The sequence below is a fragment of the Pseudomonas sp. NBB genome (genome assembly GCF_032701105.1).
Classification (GTDB): domain Bacteria; phylum Pseudomonadota; class Gammaproteobacteria; order Pseudomonadales; family Pseudomonadaceae; genus Aquipseudomonas; species Aquipseudomonas asiatica.
In genome coordinates this window covers 5,530,008-5,550,492 of record NZ_CP103994.1, presented here as the reverse complement: position 1 = coordinate 5,550,492, position 20,485 = coordinate 5,530,008, and the positions used below count along the sequence as shown (strand labels likewise).

The following is a 20,485-nucleotide window of genomic DNA, read 5'->3' as shown; positions in this document are numbered from 1 at the left end:
TTGTGATGCCTAGCGTGAAGTGCTTTCTCGAAGCAGGAAGCATGCACATGAATTACCGTTTAGCGCTGGCCATCCCCTGCCTGATGGCTGGCTTGCAGGCTTGCACCCTGCAGGATTGTGCCAGCCTGCGTCCGCAGGATGTTGTCCAGTGCCATATTGGCAAGGTGCGTCAGGCACCCTTGGAAGCCGTATTGCTCGAGCAAGCCTCCGAGCCTGGGTATGCGTTCCGTCGCTTGCAGATGGTTTCGCAGGTTTGGGAGCCAGCGCCGGTGGTTGAGCCGCGCCGCTGGGAGCATGATGTCGAGCTGCATATCCCGCACAATGCCGTGCCCGGCAAAGCCTTGCTGGTGGTGAACAACGGTGTACGGTTCGGACCGGCGCAAACCCCGGACTATACCCGCGAGGCATTGCGCGAGGTCGCCCTCAAGGCGCGGATGGCCGTGGTCATGATCAGCGATGTGCCCAATCAGTATGTGACCTTCAACGATAACGAGAAGCCCTTGCGCGAGGATGACGCCGTGGCCCATACCTGGGCTCATGCGCTTCGCGGCGCCGCGCCGGAATTGCCACTGCACGTGCCGATGGCCGCGGCGGCAAGCCGGGCGATGGATCTGGCCGAGCAAGAGCTGGCAGGGCAAGGGCTCACGGTGGACCGCTTCATTATCACGGGTGCCTCCAAGCGCGGCTGGAGCGCATGGCTCACGGCATTGGCCGATGAGCGGGTGATGGCCATCGTGCCCAGTGTGATCGACGTCGCGGATACTTCGGACATGCTGGCCGGATTGCGCAAGCGTTATGGTGGTCACTGGCCCTTGGCGCTGGGTTCCTACCAGCAGGCTGGTGTCCTGCAGCAGCTGGGTACCCCGGCATTCGAGCGGCTGATGGCGATGATGGACCCGATGCAGTACCTGAACGAGAAAAGGCAGCGTCTGGCCATTCCCAAGTACCTGGTGTCCGCCAGTGGTGACGATTTCTTCGCCCCTGACCCGGTCACCGATTATCAGCAGCGCCTGCCGGGTCAGACCAGCCTCAGGGTATTGCCGAACTCCGACCATGGCGGGGTGCGTCAAGCGATAGTCAGTACCTTGGTACCTGCGGTGTCGCGCTTGCGCGATGGGGCCCCTCTGCCAAGCGTGCAGGTGTCGCCGAACGGGCAAGGCGGGCAGATGAGCGTCGAATTCTCCGAGCCGCCAGTGGCGGTTAAGGTCTGGACGGCGAGTAACAGCCAGGACCGCGACTTCCGTTTTGCCTGCGGGGTGCGCTACCAATCCGAGACGCTCGCTCCCATGCAGAGTTTCACCCTGCAGCGCACGCCGCCGGCGGTGGGATGGCAGGCGCAGTTCGTCGAAGCGAAGTTTGCTGATGGCTTTATCGCGACCAGCCCGGTCAGCGTGCTGCCGCAGACCTATCCCGAACATCCACCGGCGGAGCAGGGTGGTGCGTGCAGGAGCTTTCCCTCTGGCGGAAAGTAGAATTCTGGCTTGGCACATAATTGGCCAGCAGTGGCCGCTTTGCGGCCCTTCGCGGGCTTGCCCGCTTGTATGGTTAGACTTGAAGGGGTGGTGGGACTAAATGCCCGATTCTGACTGTTCACAGCAGTACAGACCGTGGGAGACATCGCCCCACCCCTTCCACCAAAGCGCCGATAAAGAATGCATCGTTTGCAAGCGACGATAGAAACAAGCCAGCGCCTCTTGGTGAAACCCCTTCAAGCCGAAAAACCATAACGTGAGGAGCGGCCCATGGCAATGCAGGTAGGTAAGTTGATCGTGGGTGCGGATGTCGCGAAAGCTGAGCTGGTTATCCACCACGATGATCGCGACGAGATCATCAGGCTCAAAAACTCCAAACTCGAGATCAGAAGGTGGCTCAAGCAACAACCCCTCAACACCGCTATCGCTGTTGAGGCGACCAACGTCTATCACTTGGACCTGGTTGAATTGGCCCACAGCCTAGGCTTCGAGGTCTATGTCATCGATGGTTTTCAATTGAGCAACTACCGGAAGAGTGTTGGGGGACGGGTTAAAACCGACCCCTCCGATGCTCGGTTGCTGTCCCGTTTTTTAAAAAATGAAGGCGAGGACCTTCGCCCTTGGAGCCCGCCTCCCGCTGTCTACGGCAAGCTTCAGAGCCTCTTGCGACGCAGAGCCGCCTTGGTGACTGCTCGTACTGCAATGACTCAGAGCTGGGCTAACGAAAGCCTTTTGAAAGCCGCCTTCGAAACTTTTGTGAAGTCGATAGATCGGCTGGATCAGTTGATTCAAAAGAAGATTAAAGAAGTACTGCGAGACGCTGGGCTGCAGGAACAAGTCGCTCGCTGCCAGGCAGTAGAGGGCATTGGTTTTCTCACCGCCGCAGCATTGGTGATGGCTTTTACAAGGGGCGAGTTCAAAAGCAGTGACTCGTACATTGCATTCCTAGGAATGGATTTACGAGTCAGTGATTCCGGACAGAAGAATGGGCGACGTCGCCTCACCAAGCGAGGTTGTTCAGAAATTCGTCGCTTATTGCACAACGCTGCGATGGCGGCCAGCAGATCGGCAGCCTGGAAAGGGCTTTACGAACAGCATCGGAGCAGTGGTAAAGCAACAACCCAAGCGTTGGTAATCCTGGCAAGAAAGCTCGCGCGGGTGGCATTCGCCCTGATGAAAAATCAGGACGAATACGTCACTAAAGGCGCGAAACTGGCTTGCTGAAAACCATAGAATCTCCCACAGGTGTGTCGCTGAACCCATGATTTGCGCGACCCTTGTGGGAGCGGGCAAGCCCGCGAAGAGGCCCTTGAAGTCTAGCGATCAGCGCCCGACCACCTTGGGCTTGTATGCACAATACCCCGGCCGTGGCCCGACCTTGGGGTGGTTGCGGCAGGTATCCGGCCGCTTGTCATAAATGGTGCACAGCCGGCTTTTACGATCCAGATACAGGCAGTCATCATTGCTCATCCGGGTCAGGGTGAAGATCCCCGACTTCTGGTTGAAGCGTTCGATGATGCCGTCCTTCTGCAGGCGCTTGGCGATGTTCTTCGGCGGTTCGTCTTTCTCGAACTCGTCGACCACGCCGATACGGATCAGATCCTTGATCTTCACCTCCACCGGCAGGGTGCAGCAGGTCGAATGGCAGCCATGGCACATGTTGCTGGTGTAGCGCTGCCAGGTCTCCAGGCGGTCGACTTCGGCTGCGGCGATCAGGGTCGTTTTCATCTTTATGGGGTGTATCACGGTCTTGGGGCGCGCGATCATACCGGAATTGTTCAATTTATGAACAACCTTTTGCCGGAATCGCAAAGTGGGCATGAAAACTGCGAACGCTAACTGTCACTCCCTGTCGAAGGGTCTAGGCTCAACAGTCTCCCTCCGTTTTCGTCAACTTGCCCGAGGATGCCGCATGTCCCAGGAACCCAAAGCTCGTGACGCCGAGGTGGCCGAATTTCGCGCCGCTGTACTGGACAAGCTGACCTACGCGGTTGGCAAGGACCCAGAGCACGCCTTCGACCACGACTGGTTCGAGGCCATCGCCCTGGCCGCGCGCGATCACATGGTCGATCACTGGATGGACCACACCCGCCAGGCGTATCGCTGCAGCCAGAAGCGGGTCTATTACCTTTCTCTCGAATTCCTCATCGGCCGGCTGCTGTATGACAGCCTGAGCAACCTGGGCCTGCTCGACATTGCCCGCGACGCATTGGAAGGGCTGAACGTGGACCTGGAGCGCATTCGCCTGCTCGAGCCCGATGCTGCGCTGGGCAACGGTGGCCTGGGCCGCCTGGCGGCGTGCTTCATGGAGAGCATGTCGACCCTGGGCATCGCTGCTCACGGTTATGGCATCCGCTATGAGCACGGGCTGTTCCGTCAGGCCATGGTCGATGGCTGGCAGCAGGAGCAGACCGAGAACTGGCTCGACTTCGGCAACCCCTGGGAGTTCGAGCGCGCCGAGGTGATCTACCCCATCAGCTTTGGCGGCAGCGTCGAAACGGTGCACGACACCCACGGCCAGCAGCGTCAGGTGTGGTGGCCGGGCGAGACCGTGCGGGCGGTGGCCTACGATACCCCGGTGGTCGGTTGGCGCGGGGCCAGCGTCAATACCCTGCGCCTGTGGCGTGCGCGGGCGCTGGAAGAGCTGCACCTGGAACGCTTCAATGCCGGCGACCACCTGGGCGCGGTGGCCGAGGTGGCACGGGCCGAAAGCATTTCGCGGGTGCTGTACCCGGCCGACAGCACCGAGGCGGGCCAGGAACTGCGCCTGCGCCAGGAATACTTCTTCGTCTCGGCTTCGTTGCAGGACCTGCTGCGCCGCCATCTGAACATGCACGACAACCTGCTCAACCTGCCGGATGCGGCGGCCATCCAGCTCAACGACACCCACCCGTCGATCGCCGTGGCCGAGCTGATGCGCCTGCTGGTCGACCAGCATGAGATCCCTTGGGATACCGCCTGGGAGCTGACCGTCGGCACCCTGGCCTACACCAACCACACCTTGCTGCCCGAAGCCCTGGAAACCTGGCCCGTTGCGCTGATGGAACGCATGCTGCCGCGGCACATGCAGATCATCTACCTGATCAACGCCTACCACATCGACGCGCTGCGGGCGAAAGGCCTGCACGACTTCGACGTGTTGCGGGCTGTGTCGTTGATCGAGGAAGACAATGGCCGCCGGGTGCGCATGGGCAACCTGGCGTTCCTCGGCTCGCACAGCGTCAACGGTGTGTCGGCGCTGCACAGCAAACTGATGAAAAGCACGGTGTTCGCCGAGCTGCACAAGCTCTACCCGCAACGGATCAACAACAAGACCAACGGCATTACCTTCCGCCGCTGGCTGTACCAGTCCAACCCGCAGCTGACCGCGATGCTGATCGAGGCGCTGGGCCCTGAGCTGCTGGACGACCCCGAAGGACGCCTGGCCAATCTGGTACCGTTCGCCGACAAGAGCGGTTTCCGCAAACAGTTCGCCGCGCAGCGCCTGCACAGCAAGCGTGCCCTGGCCAGCATCATCCAGGACCGCCTGGGCGTTACGGTGAACCCCGAGGCGTTGTTCGACGTGCAGGTCAAGCGCATCCACGAATACAAGCGCCAGTTGCTCAACCTGCTGCACACCGTGGCGTTGTACCAGGCCATGCGCAACGACCCCGGTACCGACTGGGTGCCGCGGGTGAAGATCTTCGCCGGCAAGGCCGCGGCCAGCTATCACCAGGCCAAGCTGATCATCAAGCTGGCCAACGACATCGCCCGGGTGGTGAACAACGACCCCACCGTGCGCGGCCTGCTGAAGGTGGTGTTCCTGCCCAACTACAACGTCAGTCTGGCTGAAAGCATCATCCCGGCGGCGGACCTTTCCGAGCAGATCTCCACCGCCGGTTACGAAGCGTCCGGCACCAGCAACATGAAGTTCGGCCTGAACGGCGCGTTGACCATCGGTACCCTGGATGGTGCCAATGTCGAGATGAGCGAGCAGGTGGGTACCGAAAACATGTTCATCTTCGGCCTTACTGCGCAGCAGGTGGAGGCCAGGCGGCGCGACGGTGACTTTGGCGCCAGTGCGGCGATTGCCGCGTCCAGCCGCCTGAACGACGTGTTGCAGGCTGTTCGCAGCGGGGTGTTCTCACCGGACGACCCGTCGCGCTACAGCGCGCTGATCGACGGGCTGGTAGCTCATGACCGTTTCCTGGTGTGTGCCGATTTCGATGCCTACTGGGATGCCCAGCGACGGGTCGAGGAGCTTTGGCACACGCCGCAGGAATGGTGGCGCATGGCGGTGCTGAATACCGCGCGGATGGGCTGGTTCTCCTCGGACCGGACCATTCGGGAATATGCCAGCGAGATCTGGAAGGCTTTGGATTGAGGTAAGCCTGTGCCGGCCTCTTCGTGGGCACGCCCGCTCCCCCAGGATTTGCACAACCTTGGAAATCTTGTGCAGTCCCTGTGGGAGCGGGCGTGCCCGCGAATGGGCCCACAACCAGACCACCGGCCTGGCGCGCGCTGAACTACCGACCTATTGTGCCGTCTGAGAGCCGTTGCGAGTCTCATCACTCGCTAGCCTGCAACTCTCCCTGTAAACTGCGGGGGTTTTTATCCCCCAATCCTTTCGGAGCCATACATGTCCCGCGTTACCCTGAGTCGCTATCTGATTGAGCAGACCCGCAGCAACAATACCCCTGCCGATCTGCGCTTCCTGATCGAAGTGGTGGCGCGTGCGTGCAAGGAAATCAGCCATCACGTGTCCAAAGGCGCCCTCGGTGGCGTGCTGGGCAGCATGGGCACTGAAAACGTGCAGGGCGAAGTCCAGAAGAAACTGGACGTGATTTCCAACGATATCCTGCTGGAAGCCAACGAGTGGGGCGGCCACCTGGCCGGCATGGCTTCCGAAGAAATGGACAACGCCTACCAGATCCCGGGCAAGTACCCGAAAGGCGCCTACCTGCTGGTATTCGACCCGCTGGACGGCTCGTCCAACATTGACGTCAACGTTTCGGTCGGCACCATCTTCTCGGTACTGCGTTGCCCTAACGAATACCTGAGCCAGAACGAAACCCTGAACGAAAAAGCCTTCCTGCAACCAGGCACCCAGCAGGTCGCCGCCGGTTACGCCATCTACGGCCCGCAGACCATGCTGATCCTGACCCTGGGCAACGGCGTCAAGGGCTTCACCCTGGACCGCGAACTGGGCAGCTTCGTCCTCACCCACGAAAACATCCGCGTGCCGGAAACTACCGCAGAATTCGCCATCAACATGTCCAACCAGCGCCACTGGGAAGCCCCGGTTCAGCGTTACGTGGGCGAACTGCTGGCAGGCGAGACCGGCCCGCTGAAGAAAAACTACAACATGCGCTGGATCGCCTCGATGGTGGCGGACGTACACCGCATCCTGACCCGTGGCGGCCTGTTCATGTACCCACGTGACGCTCGCGAACCGAGCAAGCCGGGCAAGCTGCGCCTGATGTACGAAGCCAACCCGATGTCCTTCATCATCGAACAGGCCGGCGGTGCCTCCACCAACGGTTACGATCGCATCCTCGACATCCAGCCAGAAAGCCTGCACCAGCGTGTGTCGGTAATCCTCGGCTCGAAGGAAGAGGTCGAGCGCGTCACCGCCTACCACAAGGAGTAAGTCATGCTCGCACCTTGGCAGCCGTTGCTGGAGTGGTGGTTCGGTTGGGGCACCAGTCCCCAGGCCGTGGCTGACGAGAAGAGCACGCTGTGGTTCGGCAAGCATCATGACGCCGACGCCCATGCGCTGTTTGGCGACCTGGTCGAGCATGCCCTGGCGGGTGGGCTCGACGAGTGGCAGCAAAGCCCGCAGGGCTGGCTGGGCCTGCTGATCCTGCTGGACCAGTTGCCGCGCATGATCTACCGCGACACGCCGCGTGCCTTCGAGGGCGACCGGCGTGCCCAGGTGGTGGCGATGCAGGGTTTGCAGAAGAACTGGGATTACCAACTGCTGCCGATACAGCGGGTGTTCGTGCTGCTGGTTCTGGAACATGCCGAAGTGCTGGACTGGCAGAACCTGTGCGTCGAGCGCTACCAGGTGCTGCTGGACGAGCAACCCGAAGCCAACCGCCGGTTGTTCGAAGGCTTCCTCGACTATGCCGAGCAGCACCAGCGGGTAATTGCCCGTTTCGGGCGCTTCCCGCACCGCAACCTGGTGCTGGAGCGGCCGAGTACCAGCGAAGAGATGGACTTTTTGCTGGAACCTGGGTCCAGGTTCTGAGGTTTCGTGGCCTGCTGCGCAGGCCGTCGCGACGCAAGGCCGCCTCCTGCACGGGGCGGCCTTTTTGTTTGTGCGGGGTAATGCTTTGTGATTAATCGCACAGTAGTGGCCATCCGACCAATGGCGTAGGGGTAGAGGAGGGGGAGCAGGGAACCTGGGAGGGTTTTTACCGTCGAAGGTCACTGCAGGCCACTCGCCTGTATCCCCTCTCCAGGAGTGTCCTTCATGTCGTTGCGTTCCCTCGCCCTGTTGTCGCTGTGCGTCGTCCTGACTGCCTGCAGCAATATCAACCAGGAAAACTATTCCAAGATCAAGGCCGGTATGAACAAGGCCGAGGTCGAGCAGCTGCTCGGCACGCCGACCGAGTGCTCTGGCGCGCTGGGGATGAGCAGCTGCACCTGGGGGGACGAGAAGAGCTTCATCAGTGTGCAGTACGCGGCTGACAAGGTGCTCATGTATTCAGGGCAGGGTCTCAAATGAGGCGCGTGTATCTGCTGATGGGGGTATGCCTGGCGTTGCTGCTGGGCGGTTGTGCCGGCTCCGTGCACGACCCGCTGGCGCCGAAGACCGCGGGCAACATCGACCTCAAGCGCTACCAGGGCAAGTGGTACGAACTGGCGCGCCTGCCAATGCGCTACCAGACCGGCTGTGAGCAGTCCGAAGCGCACTACAACCTCAGACTCGATGGTAGCCTCGGCGTGCTCAACCGCTGCCGCACCATGGGTGACGAATGGCTGCGCGCCGAAGGGCATGCGAACATCCAGGAGCCAGGGCACACCGACAAATTGTGGGTCGAGTTCGACAACTGGTTCACCAAGCTGGTGCCAGGGGTGGCGAGGGGCGAGTACTGGATTCTGTATGTGGATGATCGCTATCGCACGGCGGTGGTCGGCAGCCCGGACCGCAAGCACTTGTGGCTGCTGTCGCGTACGCCGACGCTACCAGCCTGGGAGCGCGAGAACCTGATGTCCAAGGCCCGGCAGCAGGGTTATGACACCAGCCGGCTGATCTGGCGCGCGTCTGACCAGCAGATCGTCAAGATGCACTGAGGTTCAGAGTAGTTGTGGGTGTGGGCCTACCCGCAACCGCGATTTATGGCACCGGCTTCGCCGGTGTTCGCGGGTAAACCCGCTCCCACAGGTACTGCACAGTATCTGAGTTCAGCGCCTCACCTGTGGGAGCGGGTTTACCCGCGAATGCGATAGAACTGCCGGCAGATCAGCCCAAAAGCTGCCGCAGTACCTCGGCAAACGCCAGCGCGCTTTGCTCTTCCTGCGCATGCCGCCCCTGGCGCACCACCCACTGCCCATTCACCATCACATCCCGCACCTGCCGATCGCCGCCAGCAAACAGCCAGCGGTTGAGAATCGCATCCCCATCGGCCATGGCGATGTAAGGGTCCTGCCCATCGAGCACCAGCCAGTCGGCGCGCTTGCCCACGGCCAGTTCCCCGACCGCCTGCCCCAGCGCCTGCGCACCGCCCGCCAGGGCAGCGTCATACAGCGCTCGCCCGACCATCGGCTGGTCGCCGCGATACAGGCGGTTACGCCGCTGGTCGCGCAGCCGCTGGCCGTATTCCAGCCAGCGCAGTTCCTCCACAACGCTCAGCGACACATGGCTGTCCGAACCAATGCCCATGCGCCCACCCTGTGCCAGGTAGTCCACTGCCGGGAAAATCCCGTCGCCCAGGTTGGCCTCGGTGGTCAGGCAAAGCCCGGCTACCGCGCCGCTGCGGGCCATGGCGGTGACTTCATCCGGCTCTGCGTGGGTTGCGTGCACCAGGCACCAGCGCGGGTCCACATCTACATGCTCGTACAGCCACTGCAACGGGCGCAGGCCGCTCCAGGCCAGGCAGTCGTTGACTTCCTTCTGCTGCTCGGCGATATGGATATGCACCGGGCACTGTTTGTCGCTGGCTGCCAGCACTTCGGCGATCTGCCCGGGCGTCACCGCGCGCAGCGAATGGAAGCACAGACCCAGTTGCTGCGCGGGTTGCGCGGCCAGCAGCGGGGCCAGCTGCGCTTGTAGTTGCAGGTACTGTTCAGTGGAATTTATGAAGCGCCGTTGCCCGTCATTCGGGGCTTGGCCGCCGAAGCCTGCGTGGCTGTAAAGCACCGGCAGCAAGGTCAGGCCAATGCCGCTGTCGGCTGCAGCCGCGCTGATGCGGTGGGACAGTTCGGCCGGATCGGCGTAGGCCCTGCCGGCCTGGTCATGGTGCACGTAGTGGAACTCGGCGACCGAGGTATAGCCGGCCTTGAGCATTTCGATGTACAGCTGGCGGGCGATGACCTGCAGCTGCTCTGGACTGATCTGGCCGACCAGGCGATACATCAGGTCGCGCCAGGTCCAGAAACTGTCGTTGGGGTTGCCGGCGACTTCTGCCAGCCCTGCCATGGCGCGCTGGAAGGCATGCGAGTGCAGGTTGGGCATGCCGGGCAGCAGCGGGCCGGCCAGCCGCTCGGCGCCTTCGGCCGAGGCACCTGGTTCGATGCGGGCCACATGGCCATCACTGGTGACCTCGATGCGAACATGGCTGGCCCAGCCCGTGGGTAGCAGGGCGCGTTCGGCGAAGTAGGCGGACATCGGTGAAAATCCTGTTATTGTTAACTTGTATATACATATACAGGCGTTTGCCTGCCGGGTAAACTGCGGCAAGCTACCGCTCATTCCATTTGCACAAGGATCCAACGCCGTGCCGACACCTCCTGTCTCCGCGCTGGTTGCCCAGATGGGCGAGGGCCCGGCTCCGCTTTACGCCCGGGTCAAACAGATGATCATCCAGCAGATCGACAACGGCAGCTGGCCACCGCATCACCGGGTGCCCTCGGAGAGCGAACTGGTCAGCGAGCTGGGCTTCAGCCGCATGACCATCAACCGCGCCCTGCGCGAGCTCACCGCAGAAGGCCTGCTGGTGCGCATGCAAGGGGTCGGTACCTTCGTGGCCGAGCCCAAGGGGCGTTCGGCGTTGTTCGAGGTCAACAACATCGCCGACGAAATTGCCGCGCGTGGCCACCAGCATAGCTGCCAGGTGATCACCCTCACCGAGGAAACGGCTGGTTCCGAGCGGGCCCTGGCCCTGGACATGCGCGAAGGCCAACGGGTGTTCCACTCGCTGATCGTGCATTTCGAGAACGGCGTGCCGGTGCAGATCGAGGACCGCTACGTCAATGCGGCGATCGCCCCCGATTACCTCAAGCAGGACTTCACCCGGCAGACGCCTTACGCCTACCTGTCGCAGGTGGCGCCGCTGACCGAGGGTGAGCACGTGGTCGAGGCAATCCTGGCCGAGCCGGAAGAATGCCGCCTGTTGCAGATCGAGCGGGGCGAGCCCTGCCTGCTGATCCGCCGTCGCACCTGGTCCGGCCGCCAGCCGGTGACCGCCGCGCGGCTGATCCACCCCGGTTCCCGTCATCGCCTGGAAGGACGTTTCAGTAAATGAGTCAGCTGCAGTTGTTGCGTGCGCAGGGCTACCCGCGCATGCCGTGGAAGAACGGTGGCGGTTTCACCGAAGAGATTACCCGCGACAGTGGCGAAGGCCTGGACGGCTTTGGCTGGCGCTTGTCGATTGCCGATATTGAGGAGTCCGGCGGGTTTTCCACCTTCGCCGGCTACCAGCGGATCATCACCGTGCTGCAGGGTGACGGCATGCGCCTGCTGGTCGACGGCCAGGCCAGCAGGCCGTTGCTGCCGTTCGATGCCTTCGCCTTCAGTGGCGAGAGTCAGGTCAGCTGCAAGCTGCTGGGCGGGGCGATCCGCGATTTCAACCTGATCTACGCACCGCAGCGCTACCGGGCGCGGTTGCAGTGGTTCGATGGCACCAGCCGCTTGTACAGTTCGGCGTCGACAGTGTTGCTGTTCGCTGCCAGCAGCCAGGTCGAGGTTGGCATTGCCGGGCGCGAGACGCAGCGGTTGGGGTTGTATGACTGCCTGCGGCTGGAGGGCAATGACCAGTTGCTGGGGTTGGATGTGCAGGGGCGGTTCTGCCTGATCGAACTCGTTTCACGTTGAGATAGCCGGGGGCTGCTGCGCAGCCCTTCGCGGGCTTGCCCGCTCCCACAGGTACAGCGCACGCCTTGAAGGCAGTGGAGCTCTCTGTGGGAGCGGGCAAGCCCGCGAAGGGCCGCGCAGCGGCCCCATTTCTTTTGCCGCTCAGCGGAAAAGTCCAATTATTTTGGTTGTCCATGCTTGTACATACAAGTAAAGGTGTGTTTGTATATCTACCACGACATACCCGCCCGCGGACGACCGCAGAGGACCTTTCCCGTGACCGACAACAACAAATACCGTGACGTTGAAATCCGTGCCCCACGTGGCAACAAGCTGACTGCCAAAAGCTGGCTGACCGAAGCGCCACTGCGCATGCTGATGAACAACCTCGATCCACAGGTCGCGGAAAACCCGAAAGAACTGGTGGTGTACGGCGGTATCGGCCGCGCTGCCCGTAACTGGGCGTGCTACGACAAGATCGTCGAGACCCTGACCCGCCTGGAAGACGACGAAACCCTGCTGGTGCAGTCGGGCAAGCCGGTCGGCGTGTTCAAGACCCACAGCAACGCCCCGCGCGTACTGATCGCCAACTCCAACCTGGTGCCGCACTGGGCCAACTGGGAGCACTTCAACGAACTGGACGCCAAGGGCCTGGCCATGTACGGCCAGATGACCGCCGGCAGCTGGATCTACATCGGCAGCCAGGGCATCGTCCAGGGCACCTACGAAACCTTCGTCGAAGCCGGCCGCCAGCATTACGGCGGCAGCCTGAAAGGCAAGTGGGTACTGACCGCCGGCCTGGGCGGCATGGGCGGTGCCCAGCCACTGGCCGCCACCCTGGCCGGTGCCTGCTCGCTGAACATCGAATGCCAGCAGAGCCGCATCGACTTCCGTCTGGAAACCCGCTACGTCGACGAGCAGGCCACTGACCTCGACGACGCCTTGGCACGCATTGCCAAGTACACCGCCGAAGGCAAGGCCATCTCCATCGCCCTGCACGGCAACGCTGCTGAAATCCTGCCAGAGCTGGTCAAGCGTGGCGTGCGCCCGGACATGGTCACCGACCAGACCAGCGCCCACGACCCGCTGAACGGTTACCTGCCAGCCGGCTGGACCTGGGAACAGTACCGCGACCGTGCGCAGACCGAGCCGGCTGCAGTGGTCAAGGCCGCCAAGCAGTCGATGGCCGTGCACGTGCAAGCCATGCTCGATTTCCAGAAGCAGGGTGTTCCGACCTTCGACTATGGCAACAACATCCGCCAGATGGCCAAGGAAGAAGGCGTGGCCAATGCCTTCGACTTCCCGGGCTTCGTGCCGGCCTACATCCGCCCGCTGTTCTGCCGTGGCATCGGCCCGTTCCGCTGGGCGGCGCTGTCCGGTGATGCCGAAGACATCTACAAGACCGACGCCAAGGTCAAGGAACTGATCCCCGACGACGCCCACCTGCACCGCTGGCTGGACATGGCCCGCGAGCGCATCAGCTTCCAGGGCCTGCCGGCACGTATCTGCTGGGTTGGCCTGGGCCTGCGCGCCAAGCTGGGCCTGGCGTTCAACGAAATGGTACGCAGCGGCGAGCTGTCGGCACCGATCGTGATCGGCCGTGACCACCTGGACTCCGGTTCGGTGTCCAGCCCCAACCGTGAAACCGAAGCCATGCGCGACGGTTCCGACGCTGTCTCCGACTGGCCGCTGCTCAACGCCCTGCTGAACACCGCCGGCGGTGCTACCTGGGTTTCGCTGCACCACGGTGGTGGCGTGGGCATGGGCTTCTCCCAGCACTCTGGCATGGTCATCGTCTGCGACGGTACCGATGAAGCCGCCGAGCGTATCGCTCGCGTGCTGACCAACGACCCAGGGACCGGTGTGATGCGTCATGCCGATGCCGGTTACGACATCGCCATCGAGTGCGCCAAGGAGCAGGGTCTGGACCTGCCGATGATCACTGGCTGATCGCCACGCTTTGGATCGCACCCCACAAGGGGTAATACTGAACAACAAGAAGGAGCACGCAGGCACTCACAAACGGGCCTGCGGCTCCACGCGATTGGAGTAGTGAAGTGACCGAATTGACCCTCAAGCCCGGCACCCTGACCCTGGCCCAGCTGCGCGCCATCCATGCCGCGCCTGTGCGCCTGCAACTGGACGCCAGCGCCGCGCCGGCCATCGACGCCAGCGTTGCCTGCGTCGAGCAGATCCTTGCCGAAGACCGTACCGCCTACGGCATCAACACCGGTTTCGGCCTGCTGGCCTCGACCCGCATCGCCAGCCACGACCTGGAAAACCTGCAGCGCTCGCTGGTGCTGTCCCACGCCGCCGGTGTCGGCGCGCCGCTGGATGACGACCTGGTGCGGCTGATCATGGTGCTGAAGATCAACAGCCTCAGCCGTGGCTTCTCCGGCATCCGTCGCAAGGTCATCGACGCGCTGATCGCCCTGGTCAACGCCGAAGTCTACCCGCACATCCCGCTGAAGGGTTCGGTGGGCGCCTCCGGCGACCTCGCCCCGCTGGCGCACATGTCGCTGGTGCTGCTGGGTGAAGGCAAGGCCCGCTACAAGGGCCAGTGGCTGCCAGCCACCGAAGCCCTGGCCGTGGCCGGCCTCGAGCCGCTGACCCTGGCCGCCAAGGAGGGCCTGGCCCTGCTCAACGGCACCCAGGCGTCCACCGCCTATGCCCTGCGTGGCCTGTTCCAGGGTGAAGACCTGTACGCCGCTGCCATCGCCTGCGGCGGCCTGAGCGTCGAAGCCGCACTGGGCTCGCGCTCGCCGTTCGATGCGCGCATCCACGAAGTGCGTGGCCAGCGCGGCCAGATCGACACCGCTGCCTGCTTCCGTGACCTGCTGGGCGACTCCAGCGAAGTGTCGCTGTCGCACAAGAACTGCGACAAGGTTCAGGACCCGTACTCGCTGCGCTGCCAGCCGCAGGTCATGGGCGCCTGCCTGACCCAGCTGCGCCAGGCCGCCGAGGTACTGGGCATCGAAGCCAACGCCGTGTCGGACAACCCGCTGGTGTTCGCTGCCGAAGGTGACGTGATTTCCGGCGGTAACTTCCACGCCGAGCCGGTGGCCATGGCCGCCGACAACATCGCCCTGGCCATCGCTGAAATCGGTTCGCTCAGCGAGCGCCGTATCTCGCTGATGATGGACAAGCACATGTCCCAGCTGCCGCCGTTCCTGGTGGAAAACGGCGGGGTCAACTCGGGCTTCATGATCGCCCAGGTCACCGCTGCTGCCCTGGCCAGCGAGAACAAGGCCCTGTCGCATCCGCACAGCGTCGACAGCCTGCCGACCTCGGCCAACCAGGAAGACCACGTGTCGATGGCCCCGGCTGCCGGCAAGCGCCTGTGGGAAATGGCCGAAAACACCCGTGGCGTGCTGGCCATCGAATGGCTGGGCGCCTGCCAGGGCCTGGACCTGCGCAAGGGCCTGAAGACCTCGGCCAAGCTGGAGCAGGCGCGCCAGGCGCTGCGCAGCGAAGTGCCGCACTACGACCGTGACCGTTTCTTCGCGCCCGACATCGAAAAGGCCGTGGAACTGTTGGCCAAGGGTCGCCTGACCGGCCTGCTGCCGGCTGGTGTGCTGCCAAGCCTGTAATGCCCCCAGGGGCCGCTGTGCGGCTCATTGCCGGCAAGCCGGCTCCCACAGATGGAGATGCGACACACCATCTCTGTGGGGGCTGGCTTGCCGGCGATTGGGCTGCAAGGCAGCCCCCCTCGATCTCACGACCACAAAAACAATTTAAGGACGTGACATGCAACAAGCTCAAGGTCTAAAGCGCGGGCTAAGTGCCCGCCACATCCGTTTCATGGCCCTCGGTTCCGCCATCGGCACCGGGCTGTTCTACGGTTCCGCCTCGGCCATCCAGATGGCCGGCCCGGCTGTGCTGCTGGCCTACCTGATCGGCGGCGCCGCCGTGTTCATGGTCATGCGCGCCCTCGGCGAAATGGCTGTGCACAACCCGGTCGCCGGTTCGTTCGGCCACTACGCCAGCACCTACCTCGGCCCCATGGCCGGCTTCATCCTCGGCTGGACCTACGCCTTCGAGATGGTCATCGTCGCCATCGCCGACGTCACTGCCTTCGGTATCTACATGGGCTTCTGGTTCCCGGAAGTGGCCCGCTGGATCTGGGTGCTGGGCATCGTCTTCCTGATCGGCGGCCTCAACCTGTGCAACGTCAAGGTCTTTGGCGAAATGGAATTCTGGCTGTCGCTGCTCAAGGTCGGCGCCATCGTGGCGATGATCCTGGCCGGCCTCGGCATCATGGCCTTCGGCTTCAGCCAGGTAGGCACCGGGCAGGCCGTGGGTGTCAGCAACCTGTTCGACCACGGCGGCTTCATGCCCAATGGCGTGGGTGGCCTGATCGCCTCCTTTGCCGTGGTGATGTTCGCGTTCGGCGGTATCGAAATCATCGGCGTCACCGCCGGTGAGGCCAAGGACCCGCAGCGGGTCATCCCCAAGGCGATCAACGCCGTGCCGCTGCGCATCCTGCTGTTCTACGTGCTCACCCTGTTCGTGCTGATGTGCCTGTTCCCATGGCCGCAAATCGGCAGCCAGGGCAGCCCGTTCGTGCAGATCTTCAGTAACCTGGGCATCGGCTCTGCCGCCGCAGTGCTGAACATCGTGGTGATTTCCGCCGCGATCTCGGCCATCAACAGCGACATCTTCGGCGCCGGCCGCATGATGTACGGCCTGGCCCAGCAAGGCCACGCGCCGCGCGGCTTCAGCAAGCTGTCGAAGCACGGCGTGCCGTGGATGACCGTGGTGGTGATGGGTGCTGCGCTGCTGATCGGCGTGCTGCTCAACTACCTGATCCCGGAGAACGTGTTCCTGCTGATCGCCTCGATCGCTACCTTCGCCACCGTGTGGGTATGGCTGATGATCCTGCTCACCCAAGTGGCCATGCGCCGCAGCATGAGCCGTGAACAAGTGGCCCAGCTACAGTTCCCGGTACCGTTCTGGCCTTACGGCCCGGCCATGGCCATTGCGTTCATGGTGTTCATCTTTGGCGTGCTCGGTTACTTCCCGGATACCCAGGCGGCACTGCTCGTCGGCGTGGTCTGGGTGGTGTTCCTGGTGGCGTCCTACCTGCTGTGGTGCAAGCCGCGCGCAGGGCAGGGCAAACCGGTAGCGGAACCGGCCGAGCTGCACCGCTAAGTACAGGAGTCAATGTATGAGAACCGTCTGGCAGCACTGCCATGTGGCAACCATGGCCGAGGGCCGTTACTCGGCCATCGAGGACGCGGCCATCGTCACCAACGCCGGGCTGATCGAGTGGATCGGCCCACGCGTCGAGCTGGCGTCGGTCGATGCCGAGCGTACGGTGGACCTGGGCGGCGCCTGGGTCACCCCGGGGCTGATCGACTGCCACACCCACGCGGTGTTCGGTGGCAACCGCAGCGGTGAGTTCGAGCAGCGCCTGCAGGGTGTGAGCTATGCCGAAATCGCCGCACAGGGCGGTGGCATCGCCAGCACCGTGCGGGCCACCCGTGCGGCCAGCGAGGACGAGCTGTTCGCCAGTGCTCGCCAGCGGGTCCAGGCGTTGATGCGCGATGGCGTGACCACCATCGAGGTCAAGTCAGGCTACGGCCTGGACCTGGCCAACGAGCGCAAGATGCTGCGTGTGGCCCGGCGCCTGGCCGACGAGTTGCCTCTGGCGGTGCGCGCCACCTGCCTGGCAGCCCATGCCTTGCCGCCGGAATACGTCGGCCGGGCTGACGACTACATCGCGCACATCTGCGATGAAATGCTGCCGGCCCTGGCCGCCGAAGGCCTGGTGGACGCAGTGGATGCCTTCTGCGAACACCTGGCGTTCTCCCCGGCCCAGGTCGAGCGGCTGTTCATCAAGGCGCGCGAGCTGGGCCTGCCGGTCAAGCTGCACGCCGAACAGTTGTCGTCGCTGCACGGCTCCAGCCTGGCTGCGCGCTACCAGGCGCTTTCGGCTGACCATCTGGAATTCATGACCGAGGAAGACGCCATTGCCATGGCAAAAGCCGGCACGGTCGCCGTGCTGCTGCCGGGCGCGTTCTACTTCCTGCGCGAAACCCAGCTGCCGCCGATGGACGCCTTGCGCCGCCACGGCGTGAAGATTGCCCTGGCCAGCGACCTCAACCCCGGCACCTCGCCAGGGTTGTCGCTGCGGCTGATGCTGAACATGGGCTGCACCTGCTTCCGCATGACCCCGGAAGAAGCCCTGGCCGGTGTCACCGTGCACGCCGCCACTGCGTTGGGCCTGGGCGACAGCCACGGCTCGCTGGAAGTGGGCAAGGTCGCGGACTTCGTCGCCTGGCAGATCGAACGCCCCGCCGACCTGGCCTACTGGCTGGGCGGCGACCTGCCCAAGCGCGTGGTGCGCAAGGGCCACGAGATTTCCAACTGAGTGAGGCACGATGGACAAGGTACTGAGTTTTCACCAGGGGCGCCTGCCGCTGCTGATCAGCATGCCCCATGCCGGCCTGCAACTGTCGCCGGCGGTAAGAGACGGCCTGGTCGACCAGGCGCGCAGCCTGCCGGACACCGACTGGCATATTCCACGGCTGTATGACTTTGCCCGTGAAATGGGCGCCAGCGTGGTGGCGGCGGAGTATTCGCGCTTCGTCATCGACCTGAATCGGCCGGATGACGACAAGCCGTTGTACGCCGGTGCCACCACTGGCCTGTACCCGGCCACGCTGTTCGATGGCGAGCCATTGTTCAAGGACGGGCTGGTGCCGACAGGCGAGGAGCGCAAGCAGTATCTGGAGCAGATCTGGCGCCCCTACCACGACACGATTCGTCGCGAGCTGGCGCGGCTGCGCGAGCAGTTCGGCTACGCCCTGCTGTGGGACGCCCATTCGATCCGTTCGCTGATCCCGCACCTGTTCGACGGCAAGCTGCCGGACTTCAACCTGGGTACCTTCAACGGCGCCAGCTGCGACCCGGCCCTGGCCGAACGGCTGAAAGAGGTGTGCGCCCAGGCCCAAGGTTACAGCCACGTGCTCAATGGCCGCTTCAAGGGCGGGCATATCACCCGGCATTACGGCGATCCGGCCAACCACATCCATGCGGTGCAGCTGGAGCTGGCGCAGAGCACTTACATGGAAGAAGCCGAGCCGTTCGCTTACCGCGAAGACCTGGCACGGCCGACACAGGAGGTGTTGAAGCAGCTTCTGCAGGCAGTGCTGGACTGGGGCAAGGCGCATTACGGGCGGTGAAGTTCGCCAGTAAGAATGGCGACGCGATGCAGGTTGTTCGCGTCGCCAGTCACTACTGCTCAGTTGTTGTTGATCTGCTTGATGGTAAGTTCGCGCAGTAGCTCCTTCTCTTCCTGCTCCTTGTCATCTTGCAGGCCTTGCTGCAAGTTCAACTCGTCCTGAAGCGAGTGGTCCTTGCTTGCCAGCTCAAGCACCCGCAGGCGGAAACGTGCTTCTATTTCGGCGAAGCGGTCGGCAAATTCGGCTCGCAGACGCGTGGTCCAATCCGTATTCGCCAGCATGTATCCGACCAGTGCATCGCTCAGTTCACTTTTCCGAACCTTTTCCAGCACACTGGATAGCTCGTCCCGCGCCAGGTTCGCAGCACCTCGAAAACGCATGCTATCGGCGATCGGCAGGTCCAGTTCCCTGGCCAGTTCCCGGCGGTAGGCCAGACGTACCGAGACCAGGTCACCCGGGCCAGTCCGTTGGTTGGCCAGCAGCTCCAGCTGTTCGATCCGGAAAAGCTGCAATAGCCGACGACGCAGTGCTTGCAGGGAATCGCCGGCGTCGACCAACAGGCGTTGGCTCATCAGGTACAGTTCAATATTGTTGAACTCCTGCAGCGCTCCGTCATGGCAGGTCTGCGAGCCGGTTACCGGGTCTGGCAATGCCGCTGCGGCGATGCTCTCCATGATCGGGCGTTCGGTTTCGTTGCTTGCAGCCACCACCAGCATCAAGCGCACCCGTTCGCAGAAGGTGGCTTGCGTATTTGGGTCAAGGTATGGGGCGGCATTGTGCAAACGGCCCACCAGACGCAACAGATCACTACCTTCGAGCCGCTCCCAGCAGTCCTGCAATGCGGCATTCTGTGCTTCGCTACCCAGCATCCAGTCCTTCAGCCTGGGCGTATCATCGCCCAGCAGTGGGAAGTGAAGGTGGTCGAGAGATCCTTCGCTGGAAGTATCGAAGAACATCAGGTCGTCGGGGATATCCAGGGCAAAGGAATAGCTGTGCTGGCTGTCCGAGAAGCTGCGTACCCGCAGGATGGTTTCAGGAGGCAGCGGGTTGTCGAACAAGGCGATCGACGAGATTGGCATGGGATTGTTCAGGTTCGTCAGGATGTGCTCGGGCAACTGGGTGATGTTGTTCGAGCTCAGGTCCAGAAGTTCCAATGGCAGCAAACTGTCACACCAGCTGGGCCAGGCTTGGAGGTTCATGTTGGTCAATGCGAGTGACTGCAGGTTGCTGGCCAGCGATGCGGGCACATGGTCGATGTTGCCTGCACGGTTGCCCGACAGGTCCAGCGAGGTCAGGTTTCGCAGCCCTGCGAAAATGTCCATCATGGCCTGGTCGACCTCCAGCCCCATGTTGCGAAACTCCAGGTAGGTGAGTTGGGGAAGGCGAGCCAGGGCAGATGCCAGCGAGGGCATGGCGGCCTGGTGTGCATCGATGGTCAACCGGCTGATGTTAGGGAACCGGCTGAGTAGTTCGTCGAGCTGCGAGGCGCTGCCCCGCAACCGCGTCAGGCTGAGCGCGTGTACGCGGGCGCCGAAGAACGCTGGAAGCCGCCTGGGGAAATGCTCGATGGCCACGTCCTCGAGTTGCAGGCGCAGGTATGACTGGCCCTG

17 protein-coding genes are annotated in these 20,485 nt (G+C 63.0%); 14 read left to right on the top strand and 3 right to left on the bottom strand.

Annotated features, from left to right (window positions below):
* Positions 1–47: 47 nt before the first annotated feature.
* Positions 48–1,472 carry a PhoPQ-activated pathogenicity-related family protein gene (locus NY023_RS25605; RefSeq protein WP_044047169.1) on the top strand — a complete coding sequence of 475 codons (1,425 nt, stop codon included), beginning with the start codon at positions 48–50 and terminating at the stop codon, positions 1,470–1,472.
* A gap of 270 nt (positions 1,473–1,742) precedes the next feature.
* Positions 1,743–2,696, top strand: coding sequence for an IS110 family transposase (locus tag NY023_RS25600; RefSeq protein ID WP_013970314.1), 954 nt, complete (start codon positions 1,743–1,745; stop codon positions 2,694–2,696).
* Between the two features lie 99 nt (positions 2,697–2,795).
* On the opposite strand, the gene NY023_RS25595 is transcribed toward NY023_RS25600, so the two are convergent.
* Positions 2,796–3,200 (bottom strand): YkgJ family cysteine cluster protein, encoded by a 405-nt coding sequence (locus NY023_RS25595; RefSeq protein ID WP_003259873.1) that lies wholly within the window; start codon positions 3,198–3,200, stop codon positions 2,796–2,798.
* A 184-nt stretch (positions 3,201–3,384) separates the two neighbouring features.
* Between NY023_RS25595 and NY023_RS25590 the strand changes: the two genes are divergently transcribed.
* From NY023_RS25590 to NY023_RS25570, 5 genes are all read left to right on the top strand, one after another.
* The gene (locus tag NY023_RS25590) at positions 3,385–5,835 is read left to right on the top strand and encodes a glycogen/starch/alpha-glucan phosphorylase (protein WP_013974569.1); all 2,451 of its coding nucleotides are present in this window, start codon (positions 3,385–3,387) and stop codon (positions 5,833–5,835) included.
* 255 nt (positions 5,836–6,090) lie between these two features.
* The gene (locus tag NY023_RS25585) at positions 6,091–7,101 is read left to right on the top strand and encodes a class 1 fructose-bisphosphatase (protein ID WP_013974568.1); all 1,011 of its coding nucleotides are present in this window, start codon (positions 6,091–6,093) and stop codon (positions 7,099–7,101) included.
* 3 nt (positions 7,102–7,104) lie between these two features.
* A complete protein-coding gene (locus NY023_RS25580) occupies positions 7,105–7,701 on the top strand; it encodes a DUF924 family protein (RefSeq protein ID WP_013974567.1) in 597 nt (198 codons plus the stop codon).
* A 225-nt stretch (positions 7,702–7,926) separates the two neighbouring features.
* On the top strand, positions 7,927–8,181 hold the full coding sequence (bamE, locus tag NY023_RS25575) for an outer membrane protein assembly factor BamE (RefSeq protein ID WP_044047168.1): 255 nt from the start codon (positions 7,927–7,929) through the stop codon (positions 8,179–8,181).
* Positions 8,178–8,750 (top strand): lipocalin family protein, encoded by a 573-nt coding sequence (locus NY023_RS25570; RefSeq protein ID WP_003259870.1) that lies wholly within the window; start codon positions 8,178–8,180, stop codon positions 8,748–8,750. The genes bamE and NY023_RS25570 overlap by 4 nt, the downstream gene beginning before the upstream one ends.
* A gap of 169 nt (positions 8,751–8,919) precedes the next feature.
* On the opposite strand, the gene NY023_RS25565 is transcribed toward NY023_RS25570, so the two are convergent.
* Positions 8,920–10,284, bottom strand: a complete 1,365-nt coding sequence (locus NY023_RS25565) for a formimidoylglutamate deiminase (RefSeq protein WP_013974564.1) — start codon at positions 10,282–10,284, stop codon at positions 8,920–8,922.
* A 145-nt stretch (positions 10,285–10,429) separates the two neighbouring features.
* On the opposite strand from NY023_RS25565, the gene hutC reads away from it, so the two are divergent.
* From hutC to hutG, 7 genes are all read left to right on the top strand, one after another.
* Positions 10,430–11,140, top strand: coding sequence for a histidine utilization repressor (gene hutC, locus NY023_RS25560; RefSeq protein WP_013974563.1), 711 nt, complete (start codon positions 10,430–10,432; stop codon positions 11,138–11,140).
* The gene (locus NY023_RS25555) at positions 11,137–11,709 is read left to right on the top strand and encodes a HutD family protein (RefSeq protein WP_013974562.1); all 573 of its coding nucleotides are present in this window, start codon (positions 11,137–11,139) and stop codon (positions 11,707–11,709) included. The genes hutC and NY023_RS25555 overlap by 4 nt, the downstream gene beginning before the upstream one ends.
* Positions 11,710–11,964: 255 nt before the next feature.
* Complete coding sequence (gene hutU, locus NY023_RS25550) at positions 11,965–13,638, top strand: urocanate hydratase (protein ID WP_013974561.1); 1,674 nt, start codon at positions 11,965–11,967, stop codon at positions 13,636–13,638.
* Positions 13,639–13,745: 107 nt separating this feature from the next.
* Positions 13,746–15,278, top strand: a complete 1,533-nt coding sequence (gene hutH, locus NY023_RS25545) for a histidine ammonia-lyase (protein ID WP_013974560.1) — start codon at positions 13,746–13,748, stop codon at positions 15,276–15,278.
* A 157-nt stretch (positions 15,279–15,435) separates the two neighbouring features.
* Positions 15,436–16,839 (top strand): amino acid permease, encoded by a 1,404-nt coding sequence (locus NY023_RS25540; RefSeq protein ID WP_023663049.1) that lies wholly within the window; start codon positions 15,436–15,438, stop codon positions 16,837–16,839.
* A 16-nt stretch (positions 16,840–16,855) separates the two neighbouring features.
* Positions 16,856–18,061 carry an imidazolonepropionase gene (gene hutI, locus NY023_RS25535; RefSeq protein ID WP_013974558.1) on the top strand — a complete coding sequence of 402 codons (1,206 nt, stop codon included), beginning with the start codon at positions 16,856–16,858 and terminating at the stop codon, positions 18,059–18,061.
* Between the two features lie 10 nt (positions 18,062–18,071).
* The gene (hutG, locus tag NY023_RS25530) at positions 18,072–18,875 is read left to right on the top strand and encodes an N-formylglutamate deformylase (protein ID WP_013974557.1); all 804 of its coding nucleotides are present in this window, start codon (positions 18,072–18,074) and stop codon (positions 18,873–18,875) included.
* Positions 18,876–18,934: 59 nt separating this feature from the next.
* Here hutG and NY023_RS25525 read toward each other — a convergent pair whose 3' ends face one another.
* A complete protein-coding gene (locus tag NY023_RS25525; protein WP_238531276.1) occupies positions 18,935–19,744 on the bottom strand; it encodes an NEL domain-containing protein in 810 nt (269 codons plus the stop codon).
* Positions 19,745–20,485: the final 741 nt, after the last annotated feature.